The 19,864-nt window shown below is 60.0% G+C and carries 15 protein-coding genes and 1 other RNA gene; 7 read left to right on the top strand and 9 right to left on the bottom strand.

The genetic code is table 11. From position 1 onward, the window contains the following. Positions 1–12 precede the first annotated feature (12 nt). The 6 genes from carB to grpE all read right to left on the bottom strand — a co-directional run bounded on the left by carB (position 13) and on the right by grpE (position 9,491). Complete coding sequence (gene carB, locus HKX41_10005) at positions 13–3,234, bottom strand: carbamoyl-phosphate synthase large subunit (GenBank protein NNC24475.1); 3,222 nt, start codon at positions 3,232–3,234, stop codon at positions 13–15. Between the two features lie 283 nt (positions 3,235–3,517). Next, on the bottom strand, positions 3,518–4,675 hold the full coding sequence (gene carA, locus HKX41_10000; protein ID NNC24474.1) for a glutamine-hydrolyzing carbamoyl-phosphate synthase small subunit: 1,158 nt from the start codon (positions 4,673–4,675) through the stop codon (positions 3,518–3,520). Between the two features lie 68 nt (positions 4,676–4,743). After that, a complete protein-coding gene (gene dapB, locus HKX41_09995; protein ID NNC24473.1) occupies positions 4,744–5,556 on the bottom strand; it encodes a 4-hydroxy-tetrahydrodipicolinate reductase in 813 nt (270 codons plus the stop codon). A 14-nt stretch (positions 5,557–5,570) separates the two neighbouring features. Beyond that, on the bottom strand, positions 5,571–6,701 hold the full coding sequence (gene dnaJ, locus HKX41_09990) for a molecular chaperone DnaJ (protein NNC24472.1): 1,131 nt from the start codon (positions 6,699–6,701) through the stop codon (positions 5,571–5,573). 84 nt (positions 6,702–6,785) lie between these two features. After that, complete coding sequence (dnaK, locus tag HKX41_09985) at positions 6,786–8,726, bottom strand: molecular chaperone DnaK (GenBank protein NNC24471.1); 1,941 nt, start codon at positions 8,724–8,726, stop codon at positions 6,786–6,788. A gap of 123 nt (positions 8,727–8,849) precedes the next feature. Further along, a complete protein-coding gene (gene grpE, locus HKX41_09980) occupies positions 8,850–9,491 on the bottom strand; it encodes a nucleotide exchange factor GrpE (protein ID NNC24470.1) in 642 nt (213 codons plus the stop codon). 186 nt (positions 9,492–9,677) lie between these two features. On the opposite strand from grpE, the gene HKX41_09975 reads away from it, so the two are divergent. From HKX41_09975 to HKX41_09965, 3 genes are all read left to right on the top strand, one after another. After that, entirely contained in the window at positions 9,678–10,583 is a 906-nt protein-coding gene (locus HKX41_09975; protein ID NNC24469.1) for a hypothetical protein, read from the top strand. A 12-nt stretch (positions 10,584–10,595) separates the two neighbouring features. Continuing rightward, a complete protein-coding gene (recN, locus tag HKX41_09970; GenBank protein NNC24468.1) occupies positions 10,596–12,275 on the top strand; it encodes a DNA repair protein RecN in 1,680 nt (559 codons plus the stop codon). Between the two features lie 173 nt (positions 12,276–12,448). Then, a complete protein-coding gene (locus HKX41_09965; GenBank protein ID NNC24467.1) occupies positions 12,449–12,829 on the top strand; it encodes an outer membrane protein assembly factor BamE in 381 nt (126 codons plus the stop codon). Here HKX41_09965 and HKX41_09960 read toward each other — a convergent pair. Together HKX41_09960 and HKX41_09955 are read right to left on the bottom strand one after the other, a co-directional pair. Next, on the bottom strand, positions 12,826–13,110 hold the full coding sequence (locus tag HKX41_09960; protein NNC24466.1) for an RnfH family protein: 285 nt from the start codon (positions 13,108–13,110) through the stop codon (positions 12,826–12,828). The two genes, HKX41_09965 and HKX41_09960, sit on opposite strands and share 4 nt — an antisense overlap. 5 nt (positions 13,111–13,115) lie before the next feature. Next, complete coding sequence (locus HKX41_09955) at positions 13,116–14,489, bottom strand: sodium-dependent transporter (GenBank protein ID NNC24465.1); 1,374 nt, start codon at positions 14,487–14,489, stop codon at positions 13,116–13,118. A gap of 38 nt (positions 14,490–14,527) precedes the next feature. Here HKX41_09955 and smpB point away from each other — a divergent pair, with 38 nt between their 5' ends. The 3 genes from smpB (at position 14,528) to HKX41_09940 (ending at position 16,566) form a co-directional block, all read left to right on the top strand. Beyond that, positions 14,528–15,001, top strand: a complete 474-nt coding sequence (gene smpB / locus HKX41_09950) for an SsrA-binding protein SmpB (GenBank protein ID NNC24464.1) — start codon at positions 14,528–14,530, stop codon at positions 14,999–15,001. A gap of 39 nt (positions 15,002–15,040) precedes the next feature. Then, positions 15,041–15,399: a transfer-messenger RNA gene (ssrA, locus tag HKX41_09945) on the top strand. A gap of 387 nt (positions 15,400–15,786) precedes the next feature. Beyond that, positions 15,787–16,566, top strand: a complete 780-nt coding sequence (locus HKX41_09940) for a 3-hydroxybutyrate dehydrogenase (GenBank protein ID NNC24463.1) — start codon at positions 15,787–15,789, stop codon at positions 16,564–16,566. Between the two features lie 80 nt (positions 16,567–16,646). Here HKX41_09940 and HKX41_09935 read toward each other — a convergent pair whose 3' ends face one another. After that, positions 16,647–17,423: an SURF1 family protein gene (locus tag HKX41_09935; protein NNC24462.1), complete on the bottom strand. Its 777-nt coding sequence runs from the start codon at positions 17,421–17,423 to the stop codon at positions 16,647–16,649. A 116-nt stretch (positions 17,424–17,539) separates the two neighbouring features. On the opposite strand from HKX41_09935, the gene HKX41_09930 reads away from it, so the two are divergent. Then, positions 17,540–19,789, top strand: a complete 2,250-nt coding sequence (locus tag HKX41_09930; GenBank protein ID NNC24461.1) for an ABC transporter substrate-binding protein — start codon at positions 17,540–17,542, stop codon at positions 19,787–19,789. Positions 19,790–19,864 lie beyond the last annotated feature (75 nt).

The following is a 19,864-nucleotide window of genomic DNA, read 5'->3' as shown; positions in this document are numbered from 1 at the left end:
TCGCAGCAGGCTTTATTCCGCGGCCTGCTGAAGCGCCTGCAACCGATATACCGCACCGGTCGCAGATTCGCTTAACGCCTCGCTGCACGCGCGCGCGCCGGCGATAGTCGTGAAATAAGCAACCTGGTAGCGCAGCGCCGCAATCCGGATCGAACGCGATTCCTCGATGGCCTTCTTGCCCTCGGTGGTATTGATCACCAGCGCGATTTCGCCGTTCTTAATCATGTCGACAATATGCGGCCGGCCTTGTTTGACTTTATTGACCACGCGGCAAGCAACGCCGGCTTCGTTCAGCGCGTCCGCGGTGCCGCGTGTCGCGACCAATTCAAGTCCGGCGGCCGTGAGTGTCCGACCAAGCTCGATCGCTGCTGATTTATCCGCATCGCGTACGGTAATCAGAGCCGTACCGTGGTCGGGCAGCCCCATGCCGGCGGCAAGCTGCGATTTGGCAAACGCTTCGCCGAAGGTGCGCCCCGCCCCCATGACTTCGCCGGTGGACTTCATCTCGGGGCCAAGCAATGGATCGACAGCCGGAAATTTCTTGAATGGAAAGACCGCTTCCTTAATAGCATAGTGGCCCAGCTCAACCGCTTGGGTCACGCCCTGATCCGCCAGAGACTGGCCGGCCATGGCGCGCGCGGCGATCCGCGCTAGCGGCACACCGGTCGCCTTGGAGACAAACGGCACCGTGCGCGATGCCCTCGGGTTGACCTCGAGGATATAGACGTCACGCCCGACAATGGCGAACTGCACGTTCATCAAACCAACCACCGACAACGCGCGGGCCAATGTAGCGGTCTGCTCACGTATCTCGGCCAGCAACGCCTCGTCGAGGCTGTACGGCGGCAGGCAACACGCTGAGTCGCCGGAGTGCACGCCGGCCTGCTCGATATGCTCCATGATGCCGCCGACATAAACTGCCTCGCCGTCGGATACAGCGTCGACATCCAACTCGATCGCCTCTTCCAGGAAGCGGTCCAGCAGCACGGGCGAATCACTGGCAACACGGACATTGTTGTCCATATAATGCTGGAGCTCATCGCGGTTGTAGACGACCTCCATCGCCCGACCGCCAAGCACGTGCGACGGCCGAACCACCATCGGGTAGCCGACTTCGGCGGCCGCACCGATAGCCTCGGATTCCGAGCGCGCACTACGGTTGGCCGGTTGTTTCAGGCCCAATTTGTGGATCAAATTGAGGAATCGGTCGCGATCCTCGGCCAGGTCGATCGAATCCGGGCTCGTACCGATGATAGGCGCGCCCGCTGCTTCCAGACGGCGCGCCAACCCCAGCGGGGTCTGCCCGCCGTACTGCACGATGATGCCGTCGGGTTTCTCGACATCGACCACAGCCATGACGTCCTCGAACGTCAACGGCTCGAAATACAGCCGATCGGAGGTGTCGTAGTCGGTCGACACGGTCTCTGGGTTGCAGTTGACCATGACCGTTTCGCAACCGTCCTCGCGCATGGCCAGCGCAGCATGGACGCAGCAATAGTCGAACTCGATGCCCTGCCCGATACGGTTGGGACCACCGCCCAGAACCATGATCTTACGGCCCGTGCCGGGGCTGGCCTCACAGACTTGTTCGTAGGTCGAGTACTGGTAGGCCGTCGCAGTCGGGAATTCGGCCGCACACGAGTCAACGCGCTTATACACCGGCGTTACATTCGCTTTTTGCCGCGTGCGGCGCAGGGTGAATTCATCACTTTCCAGCAGCCGCGCCAAGCGCCGATCGGAAAACCCGATCCGCTTATAATCGGCCAGTGTTTCGTCATCCAGCGAGGCGAGTGTCGCAGCGCCTAGCGCGCCTTCCATGGCGATGATTTCCGCAATCTGCTCGGTAAACCACGGATCAATTTGCGTTAATTCAAAGATCTCGGCCAGCGACATGTCGCGCCGCAGCGCCTCGCCAATCTGCCAAAGCCGGTACTGGTTTGGGTTGGCGAGCTCGGTACGCAGATGCGCCAACACGGTTTCGTCGTCGGCCTCGGGCATGATGGGTTCGAATCCATCCGAGCCGATTTCCACACTGCGCATGGCTTTTTGCAGCGACTCGGGGAAACTACGCCCGATCGCCATAGCCTCTCCGACCGACTTCATCTGTGTGGTCAGTCGATTGTCCGCAGCCGGGAATTTCTCGAACGTAAACCGCGGCATCTTGGTCACGACATAGTCGATCGACGGCTCAAACGATGCCGGCGTCGCGCCACCGGTGATTTCGTTGGCCAGTTCGTCGAGCGTATAACCGACTGCCAGTTTGGCTGCGACCTTGGCGACCGGGAATCCTGTCGCCTTGGAGGCCAGCGCCGAAGAGCGCGACACGCGCGGATTCATCTCAATGACAATCATCTGCCCGTCGACCGGGTTGATGGCGAATTGCACATTCGAGCCGCCAGTGTCCACGCCAATCCGGCGCAGGCATGCCAGCGAACCATCGCGCATGCGCTGATATTCCTTGTCGGTCAGCGTCTGGGTCGGCGCAACCGTGATCGAGTCGCCCGTGTGCACGCCCATCGGATCGATGTTTTCGATCGCGCAGACGATGATGCAGTTATCCGCGTGGTCACGAACAACTTCCATTTCGTATTCTTTCCAGCCCAGCACCGACTGTTCCAGGAGCACTTCGTGCGTCGGCGACAGTTCCAGCCCGCGCGCGAGCAGATCGTCGAACTCCTCACGGTTATAGGCAATGCCACCACCACTGCCACCGAGCGTAAACGACGGCCGTGAAATGATCGGAAAACCGATGCGGGCCACGACTTCATCACCTTCGGCGGCGTTGTGCACGATGGCCGAAGCCGGCGTGGCCAAGCCGATCTCGTTCATCGCCTCGCGAAACGCCTCGCGATCCTCGGCAGTGTCGATCGCCTCCTGTGAGGCACCGATCATCTCCACACCGTGGTGTTTCAAGACTTCGCCGTTATACAGATCCAACGCGCAATTCAGCGCGGTCTGCCCACCCATGGTCGGCAACAGCGCATCCGGGCGCTCCACTTCGATGATGCGCTCGACAGTAGCGGGTGTAATGGGCTCGATATAGACCGCGTCCGCTGTTTCCGGATCGGTCATGATCGTGGCCGGGTTGGAGTTCACGAGAATGACGCGAAAACCCTCGTCGGTCAGCGCCTTGCAGGCCTGCATGCCCGAATAGTCAAACTCACAGGCTTGGCCGATGATGATCGGCCCTGCACCGATAACGAGGATGCTGCTTATGTCGCTACGCTTGGGCATGTTAAGAAAAAAGTCCGCAGGTGCACGCCACTGCGTGCAAGTGAGTCACAAGTCTATACGGGCGTTGCATTGTCATGGTTTTACACAATACGTCCGCTTTCGAGTTGAAGTTGTTGCCATTTGAAAAGGCTGGCAGCACTGCCCGTGGTTCGCAGATCATGCATAAGCTGACCTTTTTGATTCAGCATTAAAGCTGTTAGACCCTTGCTTTCAAAGGGACAGCCACCGAACTCAACAACATACGATGACAGCGCCGCCCATAACGCGGCTCGAGACAGCGTCGTTACAGGCTTTCATGCGCGCTCATCGACGGACTGTTGGCCTGCATGGTCCGCACAAATCGCTGAAACAACGGCGCCACGTCGTGTGGTCCCGGGCTGGCTTCGGGGTGCCCCTGAAACGAAAACACCGGTTTATCGACGAGTTCGATGCCCTGCAACGTGCCATCGAAAAGCGAGCGATGGGTCGCGCGGACGCCGTCTGGCAGGCTTGCCTCGTCGATGGCAAAGCCATGGTTCTGGCTGGAGATCATCACATCGCCGCTGGCGATCTCGACCACTGGATGATTCGCGCCGTGGTGACCGAACTTCATCTTGTGACTGGTGGCACCGACAGCCAACGACAAAATTTGATGGCCGAGACAGATGCCGAAGGTGGGAACCTCGCGCTCGATGAGTTCGCGCGCCGTCTCGATCGCGTAGTCGCAAGGATCGGGGTCGCCTGGTCCGTTGGCCAGGACAACACCATCGACGCCAAGTGCCAACGTCTCGTCTAGCGATTGCCGCGGCGGCACGACCGTCACGCGCGCGCCGACATCGATCAGGCAGCGCAGGATGTTGTATTTCACGCCGTAATCGTAGACGGCCACATGGAATGCAGGCGCAGTGCGCTCAGCCGCGGGCAGTCCTGGCCCTTGCCAGCTCGGCACGGTCCACTCATAGGCCGTTGCCGTCCCGGCGTCAGCGGCCAAATCCGCGCCTTTCAGCCCTGGAAACGCGCACGCTTTGGCAAGCGCGTCATCACTGTCGAGATCGCCACCAGCGACGATACAGCCGTTCTGCGCGCCTTTGTCGCGCAGCAGATTGGTCAATGCGCGGGTGTCGAGGCCACCGATGCCAACCGTATTGTTATCGGCCAAATAGGTACCGAGCGGTGACTGGTTTCGCCAGTTACTAGGATTGCGCGGACATTCGCGCAGAATCAAGCCCGCGGCCTGTACCGCGCCGGACTCGACGTCTTCCTCGTTCGTACCGGTATTACCAACGTGCGGATACGTCAGCGTGACCAGTTGTTGGCGATACGACGGATCGGTCAGGATTTCCTGATATCCCGTCATGGCGGTATTGAAAACCACCTCACCAACTGTTGAACCTTCAGCGCCTATAGCGCGGCCATAGAACAAGCTGCCATCTTCCAGGGCGAGCAACGCAGTCGGCCGCACGCGTGTCTCCAATTGGTTGGGGAACGTTAGCTCATTATAGCGTGCCGGCCCGACATCAGGCCAGCGGGTCAATCGCCGATTCGGAGCTCGAGTACGTCGGCCATATCGTAATGACCCGGTGATTGCCCGGCCGCCCAGGCCGCAGCCCGCGCAGCACCGCCGGCAAACGTTTGGCGGGACGACGCTTTGTGCGTGATCTCGATGCGCTCACCATCGCCCGCGAACAACACCGTGTGTTCGCCAACAATATCGCCGCCACGTATGGTCTGGAAGCCGATACTGCGGCGATCGCGCACGCCGGTGTGGCCTTGACGCGCATAGACGGCGTCATGCTCCAGATCGCGCCCGGTGGTCTCGGCCACGACCTCGCCCATCTTCAACGCGGTACCTGACGGCGCGTCGACCTTGTTGCGATGGTGGCCCTCGATGATTTCAATATCGACCGAATCGCCGAGCACACGAGCCGCGGTTCGAAGCAGATCCAGGCTCAAGTTAACTCCGGCGCTGTAATTTGGCGCCTGCACGATCGATACACGCTGGGCGCTGCGGTCGATCACGGCCTGCTGATCCGCACTCAAACCGGTCGTGCCAATCACGATAGCGGCATTTTTCTCGATAGCACGCTCGACCGCCTCAACACAGGCGGCCGGCGAGGAAAAATCGATAACGACGTCAAATTCAGCGTCGTTCATCGACGCCGATTCGGTAACGCACACGCCAGCGTCTTCGCCACCAGCGAGCCGACCAGCATCCTGGCCGATCGTAGCGCCGTCGGGCGCATCGAACGCGGCGGTGAGCTTCAGATCGTCACGCCGTGCCACGGCCGTGACGAGTTCACGCCCCATGCGCCCCGCAACGCCATTGATCGCGACCCGATACATAACAAACGCGCTAATCAACCGGCCCGCTCACCGAAGAAACGCTTGGCCTTGTCGAGCCACGAATTGATCTTCGGACTGTGGCTTTTGGCGCTATTGTCGAGACTATCGCGCAATTGCCCCAGCAATTCCTTTTGTTCATTGTTCAGATTGACCGGTGTCTCGACCTGGACGCGGCACAACAGATCACCAGGCGACGAGGTACGCACAGACTGCACGCCCTTGCCACGCAGCCGGAAACTGCGGCCAGTCTGGGTCTCCGGCGGAATGCGGAGATTAACCTTCCCGTTTAGCGTCGGCACGTCGATGTTGCCGCCCAGTGCAGCCGTAACCATATCGACCGGCACATCGGCACGCAGGTCGTTGCCGTCGCGCTCGAACAGATCATGCGGTTTGACATTAACCTGCACGTAAAGATCGCCCGGCGGACCGCCCTGCTCACCGGCTTCGCCTTCGCCCGACAGACGGATTCGATCGCCATCGTCGACGCCCGGCGGGACCCGCACCGACAAGGTTTTCGACGAACGTATCCGGCCTTCACCGCTACATTTACGGCAAGGATTTTGCACCCGTTTACCGCGGCCTTGGCAATCGGGACAAGCTTGTTGGACCGAGAGGAAGCCCTGCTGGATACGGACCTGGCCCATACCTTGACAGGTATCGCAGGTGTCGACGCTGGAGCCCGGTTCGGCACCATCACCGTTGCAGGCTTCGCATTCCTCCAACGTGGGAATGCGTACTTCTTCGGTGTCGCCAGCAATCGCGGTCTCTAGATCCAGCTCCATATCGTAGCGAAGATCCGAGCCGCGGGCCGCGCGTGAGCGGCCTCCGCCACGACCGCCGCCGAAGATATCCGAGAAAATATCCCCGAAGATATCCTCGAAACCGCCCGCACCCGGCTGCGCACCGCCGCCAGCTGCACCGCCAACGCCCTGATGACCGAACTGGTCATAAGCAGCGCGTTTTTGATCGTCCGACAGCACTTCGTAGGCTTCCGAGGCCTCCTTGAATTTGGCTTCGGCCTCCTCGTCGTCCGGATTACGGTCCGGATGATTCTTCATCGCCAACCGTCGATAGGCTTTCTTGATTTCGTCAGCGGAAGCCGATTTGGAAATGCCGAGGATTTCGTAGTAGTCGCGTTTGGCCATGATTGTCTAGCGTTGTTTCAACGAAAAAGACCGGGGCAGCGGCCTGCTGCCCCGGTTGGTGTCACGCAGCAGTAGGTGCTGATGTTACGAGTTGGTGCCCGACTTCTTGTCGTCGTCGTTGACCTCCTCGAAATCGGCATCGACCACGTCGTCCGAGCTGTCGCTGCTGCTGGCCGACTGTTCGGAACCTTCTTCACCCTGGTCTTCTGCGCCCTGGCTATAAGCCTTTTGCATGATCGGCGCAGCCGCCTCGGAAACCTGCTGGCTCTTGGTTTCGATGTCGTCCTTGTCTTCGCCTTCCAGTGCGGTCCGCAGCTCGGCGATGGCATCGTCGACCGGTTTGCGCTCCTCGTCGCTGACCTGATCGCCCAAGTCCTTGAGCGCCTTTTCGGTGCTGTGGATGACGCCGTCGGCCTGGTTGCGAGCCGAGATCAGCTCGTCGAACTTGCGGTCTTCCTCGGCGTGGGTTTCGGCATCTTGGACCATACGGTCGACTTCGTCTTCCGACAGGCCCGACGAGGCACGAATCTCGATCGATTGCTCCTTGCCCGTGGCCTTGTCCTGCGCCGAGACGTTGAGGATGCCGTTGGCATCGATATCGAACGTGACTTCGATCTGCGGCGTACCGCGGGGCGCCGGAGGAATATCTGACAGGTCAAACCGGCCGAGCGATTTGTTCGCATTGGCCTGCTCGCGTTCGCCCTGCAGCACATGGACCGTCACTGCGGACTGGTTGTCCTCGGCGGTCGAGAACACTTCCGACTTGCGTGTCGGAATTGTGGTGTTTTTCTCGATCAACTTGGTCATCTTGCCACCAAGCGTCTCGATACCGAGGCTAAGCGGCGTGACGTCGAGAAGCAGCACGTCCGACGTGTCGCCAGCCAGGACCGAGCCCTGAATGCCCGCGCCAACTGCCACGGCCTCGTCCGGGTTGACGTCCTTGCGGGCGTCCTTATTGAAGAAGTTCTTGACCGCTTCCTGGACGGCCGGCATCCGCGTCTGGCCACCGACCAACACCACATCGTCGATCTCGCCCGCTTTCAAGCCGGCGTCCTTGAGCGCCGTGCGGCACGGGTCGATCGTACGCGCGATCAGGTCTTCGACCAACGATTCGAGCTTGGAACGCGTGATCTTGACGTTGAGGTGCTTGGGCCCTGATTGGTCGGCCGTGACGTACGGCAGGTTGACCTCGGTTTGCTCGGTCGAAGACAACTCGATCTTGGCGCGCTCGCCGGCTTCCTTGAGCCGCTGCAGCGCCAACTTGTCTTCGCGCAGATCAATGCCTTGTTCTTTCTTGAACTCGTCAGCCAGGTGATCGATGATCTTCTTGTCGAAGTCTTCACCGCCCAGGAACGTATCGCCGTTGGTGGCGTGCACTTCGAACTGGTGCTCACCGTCGACGTTGGCCACTTCGATGATCGAGATATCGAACGTGCCGCCACCGAGGTCGAACACGGCGATTTTCTTGTCGCCCTGCTTGTCCATGCCGTAGGCAAGCGCAGCCGCGGTCGGCTCGTTGATAATGCGCTTGACGTCCAGCCCCGCGATGCGGCCCGCATCCTTGGTGGCCTGGCGCTGGCTGTCGTTGAAGTAGGCCGGCACTGTTACCACAGCTTCGCTGACCGACTCGCCGAGATAGTCTTCGGCGGAAGATTTCATCTTCTGCAGCACTTTCGCCGAAATCTCCGGCGGCGCCATTTTCTGACCGCCGGCCTCGACCCAGGCGTCCCCGTTATCGGATTTGACGATATTGAACGGGACTTCCTTGATATCGCGCTGCGTGGTCGGGTCATCGAAAGTGCGCCCGATCAGCCGCTTGATAGCGTACAGCGTATCGGTCGGGTTGGTGACCGCTTGGCGCCGGGCCGGCCGGCCGACCAGCGTCTGCCCGTCTTCGCTGAACGCGACGACACTCGGTGTCGTACGCTCGCCTTCCGCGTTTTCGATGACCTTGGCCTGGCCGCCCTCGTAAACGGCCACACACGAGTTGGTCGTGCCCAGGTCGATTCCGATGACTTTACTCATTTAATTCACCCCTCGCTATAACTTATTGAACTTTGAAATTAAGTTTCCGCGCTTATCCGGAACATGACCCCGCGCCTGGCGTTTTCAACCACCGGCACGGCACGCCCCGGCCATAAACACGGCCTACTGATCGTCCGCCGGCGCCTTGGCCACGACGACCTTCGCCGCACGCAGCACCCGTCCGTTCAGTAGATAACCTTTCTGCATAACAGCCGTGATCGTATTCGGCGCGTAGTCGCTCGTCGGCTGGGCCGTGACCGCTTCATGCTGCCCCGGGTCGAATGCCTCACCTTCCGGATTGACCACTTCGATACCGACTTTTTCCATGCTCGCGGCAAAATTCCGGCGAGTCAGCTCCATGCCGTCATAAAACTGACTGAAATCCGCGTCCGGTCGATTGGCCTCGTTTAGCCCCATTTCAAGGCTGTCGCGAACCTCAAGCAGATCGCTGGCAAATTTTTCCACCGCGAATTTACGTGCGGATTCAACGTCACGCTGCGATCGTTTGCGGACGTTTTCCATCTCTGCATTCAGGCGAGCAAGTTGATCGCGATACTGCTCGGCTTCGGCGCGTGCCTGATCCAGTTCGGCCTGAAGTTCGTCGGTCGCGGCTACGCTGTCGGGCGCGGCACCATCATCCGGCTTTTGCTCGACTGTATCGTCGTTCTCCACATCCGGCTCGGGCGTCAAGCCATCGGCTACGTCCTGTTCGCCGTCCGGCGTTACGCTCGGATCGGCGTTACTTGGGTCCTGATGCTGCGTCATAACGTCTGTTTGCTGTTGAATACATTGATACACGGATCATGTCCGCTTACGGTTGTTGTAGGGTCGAGTTGTCGCTTTTCAACAGCCAGGCGCGCATAGACGTCAACTCGATCGCAGATTCGCAGCACGCCGACGGCTGATTTATGCTTGTGTCGCCGTGCCCGCGTTCCCCGTCAGGCTTTTGCAATGACCGAACCATTTCCAACCGTTGGCGTGATTGCACGCAACAGCGACGCGGCCACGATCGCTACCCGCGATCGAGTAATCGCCGACCTCGTGGCACGCGGTCGACGTGTGTGTCTGGACGCACGCCAGCCCAGCGGTAACCTCGACAACACCTTCTCCTCGGAGCCAGCCGAACTGGCCCAGAAATCCGATCTGGTATTGGTGCTCGGTGGCGACGGCACCTTGTTGGAGGCCAGCCGCTGGCTCGCACCGGCCGACACGCCCGTGCTCGGCATCAACCTCGGCCGCTTGGGATTCACCGTAGACGTCGCGCCGTTCGAGGTCGCCGATGCCCTCGATGCGGTTTTTTCCGGACGCTTCATGCGCGACGCACGCACGCTACTTCAGGCCACGGTGGTGCGCGCCGAAAACAACCACGACCTCGGTGAACCGGACGAACAGCTGATCGCGGTTAATGAATGCGTGGTCCGCAATCGCGCCGTCGCACGCGTTATGGATTTCGATACCTGGATGGACGGTACGTTTATCAGTCAGCATCGCGCCGACGGCATCGTTATCGCCACGCCTACGGGCTCAACCGCCCACGCGCTGTCGGCCGGCGGCCCGGTCATCCACCCCGATCTGGGCGCTCTGGCAATGGTCCCGATCTGCCCACACACGCTATCGGACCGGCCGATCATCCTCGACGCCAACCGAACCGTGGAAATCGTCATCGGCGGCGACCGACGCGACGACGCCCTATTCACGCGCGATGGTGAAATCGGCGCCGATCTGGCCCCCGGCGACCGGCTGATCATCCAGCGCGCGGCCTGCTCGCTGACATTGATTCACGCCGATGGCTACGACTATTTCAGTATCCTGCGCAACAAACTCCATTGGGGCCGGGGTCAAGACACCACCGGCTAGAGAAGCAGCGCCATGCTGATCGAACTTGCGGTCGACAACTTCGCCATCATCGACCGCGTCGACATTGAACTCGGCGCCGGCATGACCGTGTTATCGGGCGAAACCGGCGCCGGCAAATCGATCTTGGTTGGCGCACTCGGCCTACTGCTGGGCGATCGCGCGGGCGCAGACGTCGTGCGTGACGGTTGCGACAAAACCACCATCAGCGCCCGCTTCGATTTGGCCGATGCCCCCGACGCCGCTGCCTGGCTGTCGGAACAGGAACTGGCCGACGAGGATGAGTGCGTACTCCGACGCGTGATCAATAGCCAAGGCCGCAGCCGCTGCTGGATCAACGGCCAGGCCGTGCCGGCGCGCTCACTGCGCTCGCTGGGCAATCAACTCGTTGAAATCGTCGGCCAGCACGCACATCAGCGCTTAACGCGAGCGGCCTCGCAGCGCGCGATCGTCGACGAATACGGTGGCCACGACGATCTACTTGGCGAAGTCGCCGAGACCGCAGCGCAAATCGACGCCCACCGCCGAGCAATCGCGGCCATCGAACAAACCGACGACGACGGCGCCATGCGTGCCGACGTGCTCCGCTATCAGATTCGCGAACTCGAAGACGCCGCCGTCGCCGACGAATCGATCGCGAATTTAGAGGCCGAACAGCGGCGCCTTGCCAGCGCCGAACGGTTGATCGCCGACGGCCAACACGCGCTGGCAGCTCTGACCGCGAGTGAACCGGCCGGCGCCAGTGACCAACTCGCCGTTGCTGAACGCACGCTCGGTGAGCTCGTCGAGACCGATCCAGGCTTTGGGGAAATCTCTGAACTGGCGACCAGCGCACGCATCCAGGCCGATGAATGCGCCGACGGCCTGCGCCGCCATCTAGACAGCGTACAGATCGATCCCGAGCGACTGGCCTACGTCGAAGAGCGCATGACCACACTCAGCGATCTGGCCCGTAAGCACCGCTGCGAGACCGCCGAGCTCGCCGATAAAAAAAGCCATCTGGAACGTGAGCTGGCCAATCTTGAAAACGCCGATGAACGACTCGCCGAGCTAAGAGCCAAAGTCGAATCACTCGCCGCGACATACCGCGATAAAGCCGAGCAGCTCAGCACCATGCGTAGCGCCGCAGGCCACAAACTGGCTGCCGCGGTCACAGAAATAGTGGCCTCACTCGGCATGCCGAAGGCGACGTTTAATATCAGTGTCAAAGCCGAAGATCCGGCCACTTATGTCTCGGCACACGGCGTGGACAGCGTGACGTTCGGCATCGCGGCCAATCCCGGTCAAACCTCGCGTTCGATCGACCGAGTCGCCTCCGGCGGCGAATTATCGCGTCTGGGGTTGGCAATCGAAGTGGCAGCTGCCAGCGGGCGCCGCGTGCCGACCATGGTTTTCGACGAAGTCGACGCCGGGATCGGCGGCGGCGTAGCCGAGATCGTGGGCCGTCAATTGCGCGCACTGGGCGCCGGTGGCCAGAGCCTGTGTGTGACCCATCTGCCCCAGGTTGCCGCCCAAGCCCAGCATCAGCTCGCCGTGGCCAAGGATAGCGATGATCACAGCACCGCGACGACAATCCACGCGCTCGACGAAACCGAGCGGGTTGAAGAAATCGCGCGCATGCTGGGCGGCATCGAACTAACCGGGCAGACACGCGCCCACGCCGCCGATATGCTAGCCCGTGCAGAACCCGATTAATGCCAGGGCCACGGGCCCAGCCACCGTATTGCCATTCGCCTCAAACCGCGCTATTTGGAACCCCGCCAACGCTTCTATATGATGCCGGCCAAAGAAAAGGGATTTCACAGGAACGTCGGCAAGGCGAGACCTGTTTCAACCATTATGACGTCGACGCCGAGCAAAACCGCGTTATGAAAAAGACGATCCTGTTACTGACTCCTCTGGTGCTTGCAGCTTGCCAAGGCGGCGTACCCGGTTATTACCGAACACCGATTGTCCAGGGCAACACCATTGCGCCGAACAAAGTAAGCAAACTCAAGCTCGGCATGACGCGCAAGCAAGTCAAATATTTGCTGGGCACGCCGCTTGTCAAACCCAAATTCGACGCGGACCGGCAGAACTATGTGTTCTATTACCGCAACCCCCGCGCCCATGAAAATCGCTCAAAGCTGATCCTGTATTTCAACCAGGACAAACTGGCCAAAGTCAGCGGCAACGCCGAATTCACGTCGCAGGTCGGCGATGGCAAAAACGACGCGGCCGGCAACGGTCAGAATCAAATCGACAGCTAACGCGCCTCGCGCTCACGTCGTCTTTTACGCGGATCGATAATCAGCGGGCGATAAATCTCGACGCGCTGGCCGTCGATAAGCACCTCGGACGGGCGAACGCTGCGCCCGTAGACACCGTAACCAGCCGGCGGCTCGCCGGTTTCATCTGCACAGACCGAGGCCAGTCCAGACGCGGCGACGGCATCGGCCACTGTGCTTGCGGCTGGCAACATCACCGCTTCACGCCAAACCCGACCGGGCAGCGCAAAAACGACTTCCACGCGTAGCGTCTCGTCAGCCACCAAGCTCACTCCGCCCAAAGCGCGCGCGCCCACGCCAACAGCCCGCTGCTCTCTACAGCCACGACCATAAGCGCAAGCAACGCCGGCAGTCGGAGCAGCCCCAGCCACAGTTTCAGACCACCGACTGTGTCGCCATCACGATGCGCGACAGCGAGCCTTTTTTCGACGGCGGCAATCGACACGGCAGCGAGCCATAATGCGCCGACCGGCAACAACACACCACCAACCAGCCAAATCAAGCCACCGAACACATCCCGACCAACACCCGGCCAGGCCGTCAGTGGACCATAGGACAACAAGGCAAAACCGGCGACCAACAAAATAACGCCGGCCGCACTGACACTGGCGCGGATACGCGACCACTCGAGTCGGCGCTCAATAAACAAAACGAGCGGCTCGAAAAGCGCCAACATCGTCGTGATCGCCGCGACCGCGAGCACAGCCAGCAGCAGCTCGGCCAAACCAAACGCGCCACCGTGCGCGGGGATAACAACGAACAGCTGCTGCAGCGCATCCAGCCGCGTAGCACCCTCGGGATGAATGATCGCGACAACGGCGGCGGCCGCGAGCAACGACACAACAACCTGACCGGCGACCACCGCCCACGCCAGACGTACGACCGGTGCACGTGCAGGCAAATACGTGCCAAGCCCAAGCAACACGCCACTGCCAAGCGCTAACCCGAAAACGGTTTGCCCAAACGCCGCGATCACGGCCGGCCATCCAAGTGCTGCCGGCCCAAAAGTCAGCCAGCTGGCCAGGGCCGAGCCACTCCCGCCCCAGACGTACGTCGCGATCAACACAACAGCCAAGCCCAAGACCAGCAAGCCTGCCAGCATGCGCATCACGACCGACAGGCCACGGTGCAACCCGGCGCCAGCGACCGCCATAACAACGGTCGCGAGCAAAACCAACCACCCCCAACCGCGCGCGGAATCGCGCAGGAATGCGTGGAAATATGTTGTGGCCGCAGTAGCCGTTTCCGTGGGCAAAACGCCGGCCAACCCGCGCACCGCAAACGCGATGCTCCAGGCCGAGACAACAGCGTATACCGCAAGCAGCAATACCAGCGCGACAAGCATCACCGCGGCCAGCGCACGCCATAAGCCGGCAACCCGACTACGTCGGGTAACAGTAGCCACTGTGCCGAAAATATCCAGATTGGTACCGCGCACCAACAAGAGCTGGCCGGCGACCAGCGGTACACCAACGAGCAGCGCTGCCCCGAGATAAACCATTACGAAGGCCGCGCCTCCGTTGGCCTCGATCAAGTACGGTAGCCGCCAGAAACCGCTGAGGTTGACCAGCGCTGCGACAACCACCACAACGAACGTCGTATAGGAAGACCAGCGACGCGGCCGGTCCAGTGCTAGCGTCATTGCCAAGCCATCTGAAAACCCGAGGGTATAATACGTTCATGGCCAAGACGAAGCACAAAACCAGCAACGACAACACCATCGCGCTGAACCGTCGTGCGCGCCATGACTACTTCCTCGGTGACCGATTCGAAGCCGGTATCGTACTCGAGGGGTGGGAAGTCAAGGCACTGCGCGCGGGCAAAGGCCGTATCGCCGAAGCCTACGTCTGGATGCGATACGGCGAAGCATTCCTGCTCGGCGCCCACATTCAACCGTTGGAGTCCACCTTTCTTGCCGCCGACGTGGATCCGACGCGAACGCGCAAACTGCTTTTGAACGCGCGCGAGCTATCGCAAGTACTGGGGGCTGTCGAACGGCGCGGCCAGACCGTCGTCCCGCTCGCCATGTATTGGAAAAAAGGCCTCGCCAAACTCGATGTTGCGCTCGCCACGGGCAAGGAAAAACACGACAAGCGTGAAACCCAAAAAGAACGCGACTGGCAACGCCGCAAGGCCCAGTTGCTTAGAAACTGACGGCTGGCGCAAGCAGCGTTATACTGGTGACGAATTTCCGGGGGCGATTTGGCTTCGACGCGGATGTCAACGCCCAAGGTGCATGCCGAGGTCGCGACTCACCTCGTAAAACCAGTTGCAATTAAAGCTAGTTGCAAACGACGACAACTACGCCGTAGCGGCATAAAACCCGCTGCTGCCCATCCGGCAAGTGTCTGTACTTCTGGAACCGGGTATCGACTCTTACAGACTCGCGATAAAGCCCCACTCCGGGCCGATTCGTTAATAGTAAACGGAGGTAAGCCAACGCGGTCCCTGTTCGCCGGGCAACGTTGGCCGACAACCGAAGGCGAAATAAGCATGTAGACCCGAGGGTGGCGAATCCGTGGACGCGGGTTCGAATCCCGCCGCCTCCACCATTTACGCCCCTGTTTTTACAGGGGTTTTATTTTTTCGGGACGATTGCGGCGACCAGGTGTCATTAGCTGTCGACCAAACGTAGTGGTTTGGCCTGATCGCCGCATGCGCACATAGACGCGACCGGACCGGAGCCGGCATTAAGCCACTTCTGTCCGGCAAGGCACGCTTCGCTCAGGCTCTTGTGTCGCTAAAAAGCTGCGACCTCGCGCATTAACCACACAAGCCTCCTCGGTGGCACCCCACTATCTCCCTCTTGTTTGTGTAGATTTCTGTACTAAGACGGGCTGGCCAGCGATAATCAGTGCTGCCTGGCTTATGAGCACACAAGAGTCGTATACGCCAGATAAATACGGTGGGAAGTTGGACGCCAGCGGAGGTCATGGCTCATGCGGATGAAGAATCAGGTGGCACTTGTCACCGGCGCAGCAAGCGGTATTGGCAAGAGTATTGCCCAGGCGTATGTGGCCGACGGCGCCTATGTCACGGTCGCTGATCTAGATAGGGAGCGGGCACAAGCAGCCGCGCGCGATATCGACGCCAATGGCGACAGCACCATGGCCGTCGAGATGGACGTGACCGACGAACAGGCTGTCGAACAAGGCGTCGAACAAACCGTGTCACGCTTTGGTGGCGTGGATGTCCTGGTCAGCAACGCCGGTGCCCAACACATAGATCGGGTCGAGAATCTCGCTTACGAGGACTGGCAAAAGATCATCGACATCCATTTGCACGGCGCCTTTCTGACCACCAAGGCATGCCTGCGCCACATGTATGCAGCGCAAAAAGGCACCGTGATCTACATGGGCTCAATCCACTCGCACGAGGCCTCACCACTGAAATCACCTTATGTAAGCGCGAAACATGCCCTGCTCGGCCTGTGCCGCACAGTGGCTAAGGAAGGCGCCGAGTATGGCGTGCGCGCGAACGTGATCTGCCCTGGTTTCGTACGTACGCCGCTGGTCGAAAAGCAGATTCCAGAACAGGCGGAAAATCTAGGAATCAGTGAAGACGAAGTCGTCAGCGATGTCATGCTCCAGGGCACGGTGGACGGCCAATTTACGACGGTCGAAGACATCTCCGAAATGGCTGTGGTGCTGGCCTGTTACAAAACCAATGCCCTGACCGGACAATCCATGCTCCTGACGCACGGCTGGGGTATGCAGTAAGCCCGCACTAGTACGGTGCGCGCCCTAGCGCGATTCGCACGCTGTTCTGGTGTTCTGTCAGCCGATTTGACACATTTACATCACGCATCACTTCGACGACGCATATTGGTTATAACCAGTATGGCAATGGCAACTACTGCCCCCAGAAACCATTGCGATGCATACGCATAATGGGCAAATGGCGGCAACCCGAGCCGGCCATCTTCCCAGTCGCGGACAAAGCCTCCGTCGGCTTTCGGATCGAGTAATAGCAAGCCATTCGCCACCTGGCCGTCATACTGACACGCAACCGTCGCGTCCCCGGGATAGCTCAGCGTCCGTGGCCAGCGATCCGGATGACACGCTTGATCACGTAGGCCGAACTCGAGCCCCGGCTGCGGATAGTTGCGCCAACTCCCTTTAATGCGAACCGTACCGTCCGGTGCCGGCGGATTGGGTGGCTGTTTGGACTGTTCATCCGCCCGCGGGATCCAGCCACGATCGACCATGACGCGTACGCCGTTGGTTAGAACCAGGGGCGTCCAGACGCGGTAGCCAATACGCTGCCCCTGGCTTTGGTCGGTTAACAGTATCTGATGCGCCTCATCATAGCGGCCGGTGACGACATACCGTTGTCGATACGCCAGCGCCGATGACCCACCGTTCGCGGCGTCACGCGCGGTGCCCGCCCGCAATGGCTGGGGGCCCTGGGCGCGCGCCGCCTGGATCGTAGCCTGCAAGCGCTCCTTATAATGGGCGCGCTGAATCTGCCAAACACCGAGTGCGCAAAGCCCGGGCACGATAATTGCAACCAACAAAGCACCCCACCACGGCGGCAGCGTCAATCGATAGTGTCCTAGGCTCAATTCCTTACGCATCGGATTATTGCAACATCCTGTGGCACGCCCTGTTCAATGTCATATAGCGTACAACGTGGTATAAACCAGTGGGCTGTATTCGACATAACTAAACGGCAGCACATAACCGGGGAACAATGGCGACAGACGGGCGGCGTTTCGGGCTCCGCGGTATTCTGGCCACAGTTGCCAGTCTTCTGATATGCGTGGGTATCGTAGGCAGCCTGCTGTACTGGCAATCCCAGCCACGGCCCGTCGAAATTGCCGTTCTCGGCCCCATGAGCGGCGACTACGCCGAGAGCGGTCAAGCAATGCTTGCGGCGGCCAAACTCCAAGCCAAAAGAGTCAACCAAAACGGCGGCATCGATGGCCGGCCGCTGGCGCTTACACCATACGACACCAAGTCGAACCCGAAGCACGGCCGTCAACTGGCCAATAAAATCGCCGACAGCGACGCCATCGCGGCTGTCGGAGCCTATTTTTCCTCGGTCTCGGTCACGGCGGCGCCGGTTTTCAAAAATAAAAACATGCCAGTGGTAACCGGCAGCTCGACAGCGCCCGAGCTGGTTCAAAACAATCCCTGGTATTTCCGGGTCGTACCGGACAACGACAGCAAGGGTCGCTTCAGCGCGCTATATACCGACGGAGTACTGAATCAGAAAAACGTAAGCGTGGTCTACGAGACCGACGCCTACGGCAAAACGCTGGCGCGCGCCTACATCGACAAAGCCAGAAGCCTCGGTATGCAAATCAAGCATCGTTTTGCGGTGGATTCATCGAAACCGGCTACCGGCAAACGTCTCGACAAGATCGTGGCACGACTCAAAAAACAACCCCATCCCGGTGCGTTATACATCGGTCTGCTGGGACACGACGCGGCGCGGCTGGTAACCAAACTCCATGCCGCTAACGTGGACTTAACCATAATCGGCGGCGATGCTGTCGGTCTAAACTCATTCCGACAGGCATTTAGCTCGCTAAAACAGTCGGACGCGACGATGGCCCAAGCCACTAACGGCATCTTCGCGACGACTTATTTTCTGCCGGACGTGGCCAACGAAAAGGCCCAAGCATTTATCGGCGCGTTTCGCACTCGTTACCAACGCGAACCACGGCCAGTCGCGGCGCCGAACTACGACGCTGTGGGGATGATCGCCGCCGCTTTAAAACAGCTCGACGGCGACCATTCAACGCGCGGGCTGCGCGACGCACTACAAAAACAGCTCGGCCGCCACCACTCGCTGACAACGGCTTATCGCGGCATCACCGGGTTGCTGTATTTCAATGAAAACGGCGGCGTGATCAAACCTTCGACTTTCGGCATGTATTCGCGCGGGCAACTGATCTCGGCGCCTGTTCAGTTGACGCCGGCCGGCAACGAGTCCGCCACCCCGCCCCCGGATACAAAAGCCAGTCCAGACCGAAAAGTCACGATGGGCGGCCACCGCTACGACAAAACCAATATTGTCTACACCGGCATCGATATCCGCAGTATCCGCAATATCGATACCCACAGCTCGACATTTAAAGCCGATTTTTATCTTTGGTTTCGCTATCTCGACGCATCGGATTTCAACCCCGATAACATTATCTTCAACCGCTCGCTAGAGTCGGTCGACCTCGGCACCCCGGTCGCTGAAAGAACCGAAGACGGTCAACACTACGTCGCGTACCGTGCCGATGCTACCTTTGCCGCCGATTTTGATTTCCACCAATTCCCGTTCGACTCGCAGACATTAGCCATCCGTATGCGGCCCAAGGACACGCAGGCCAACCATGTCAAACTCGTGCCGGATCGTATCGGCATGAGACCAGGCACTGGCGATACCGAGCGTGGGCTACTGCATCACTCCACAGCGTGGCGGCTAGCCAATATCCACGTGTTCGCGGACTCGGATTCCACGCAATCATCGCTCGGTGACCCGCATCTACTGCGCACCAACCGCCAATCGCATATCGATTACTCACGCCTGAACGTGCTGGTACACGTGCAACGCCTGGCCAGCAGCTACGTCCTATCCAATCTGGCGCCGCTATTCTTCGTGTTGATGCTGGGCTACGCGATGTTGTTCGTACCGGTCGAAGGGCCGCCGTTTACCGCGCGGCTAAACCTCGGCGTCATAGCGCTGTTGACCACCGTGTCCTTCAGTCTCAAAACCTCGCGTCAGCTACCGGATATCAGCTATCTCACGCTTCTCGACTATCTCTATTTTGTGGTCTATCTGATGCTCCTCTACGGTATCGCCAGCTCAACGCTCAAACTGCATTGGGTCAAACGCGGTTATGACACCCGCGTCCATCGGCTGGAATGGATCTCACGCGTTGTGATGCCGGTGCTGTTGGGCATTGCTGTACTCATCGTGGCTGGCTGGTTCGCCCGAGGCTAGATTCGACGCCTCTATGGCGATGCCCCGGCGGGCGATTGAAATTAATTATCGCAGCCCGCATTTCCATTGCCATAA

This window comes from Salifodinibacter halophilus, from assembly GCA_012999515.1.
GTDB lineage: Bacteria > Pseudomonadota > Gammaproteobacteria > Nevskiales > Salinisphaeraceae > Salifodinibacter > Salifodinibacter halophilus.
Note: the sequence above shows the minus strand (reverse complement) of the source record. Positions and strands in the feature narration are given on the sequence as shown.

Coding starts and splice junctions, on each gene's coding strand:
- carB (NNC24475.1), bottom strand. CDS start 3,234: ATGCCCAAGCGTAGCGACATAAGCAGCATCCTCGTTATCGGTGCAGGG.
- recN (NNC24468.1), top strand. CDS start 10,596: ATGCTGATCGAACTTGCGGTCGACAACTTCGCCATCATCGACCGCGTC.
- dnaK (NNC24471.1), bottom strand. CDS start 8,726: ATGAGTAAAGTCATCGGAATCGACCTGGGCACGACCAACTCGTGTGTG.
- HKX41_09940 (NNC24463.1), top strand. CDS start 15,787: ATGCGGATGAAGAATCAGGTGGCACTTGTCACCGGCGCAGCAAGCGGT.
- HKX41_09965 (NNC24467.1), top strand. CDS start 12,449: ATGAAAAAGACGATCCTGTTACTGACTCCTCTGGTGCTTGCAGCTTGC.
- dnaJ (NNC24472.1), bottom strand. CDS start 6,701: ATGGCCAAACGCGACTACTACGAAATCCTCGGCATTTCCAAATCGGCT.
- HKX41_09955 (NNC24465.1), bottom strand. CDS start 14,489: ATGACGCTAGCACTGGACCGGCCGCGTCGCTGGTCTTCCTATACGACG.
- HKX41_09975 (NNC24469.1), top strand. CDS start 9,678: ATGACCGAACCATTTCCAACCGTTGGCGTGATTGCACGCAACAGCGAC.
- dapB (NNC24473.1), bottom strand. CDS start 5,556: ATGTATCGGGTCGCGATCAATGGCGTTGCGGGGCGCATGGGGCGTGAA.
- smpB (NNC24464.1), top strand. CDS start 14,528: ATGGCCAAGACGAAGCACAAAACCAGCAACGACAACACCATCGCGCTG.
- HKX41_09935 (NNC24462.1), bottom strand. CDS start 17,423: ATGCGTAAGGAATTGAGCCTAGGACACTATCGATTGACGCTGCCGCCG.
- grpE (NNC24470.1), bottom strand. CDS start 9,491: ATGACGCAGCATCAGGACCCAAGTAACGCCGATCCGAGCGTAACGCCG.
- HKX41_09930 (NNC24461.1), top strand. CDS start 17,540: ATGGCGACAGACGGGCGGCGTTTCGGGCTCCGCGGTATTCTGGCCACA.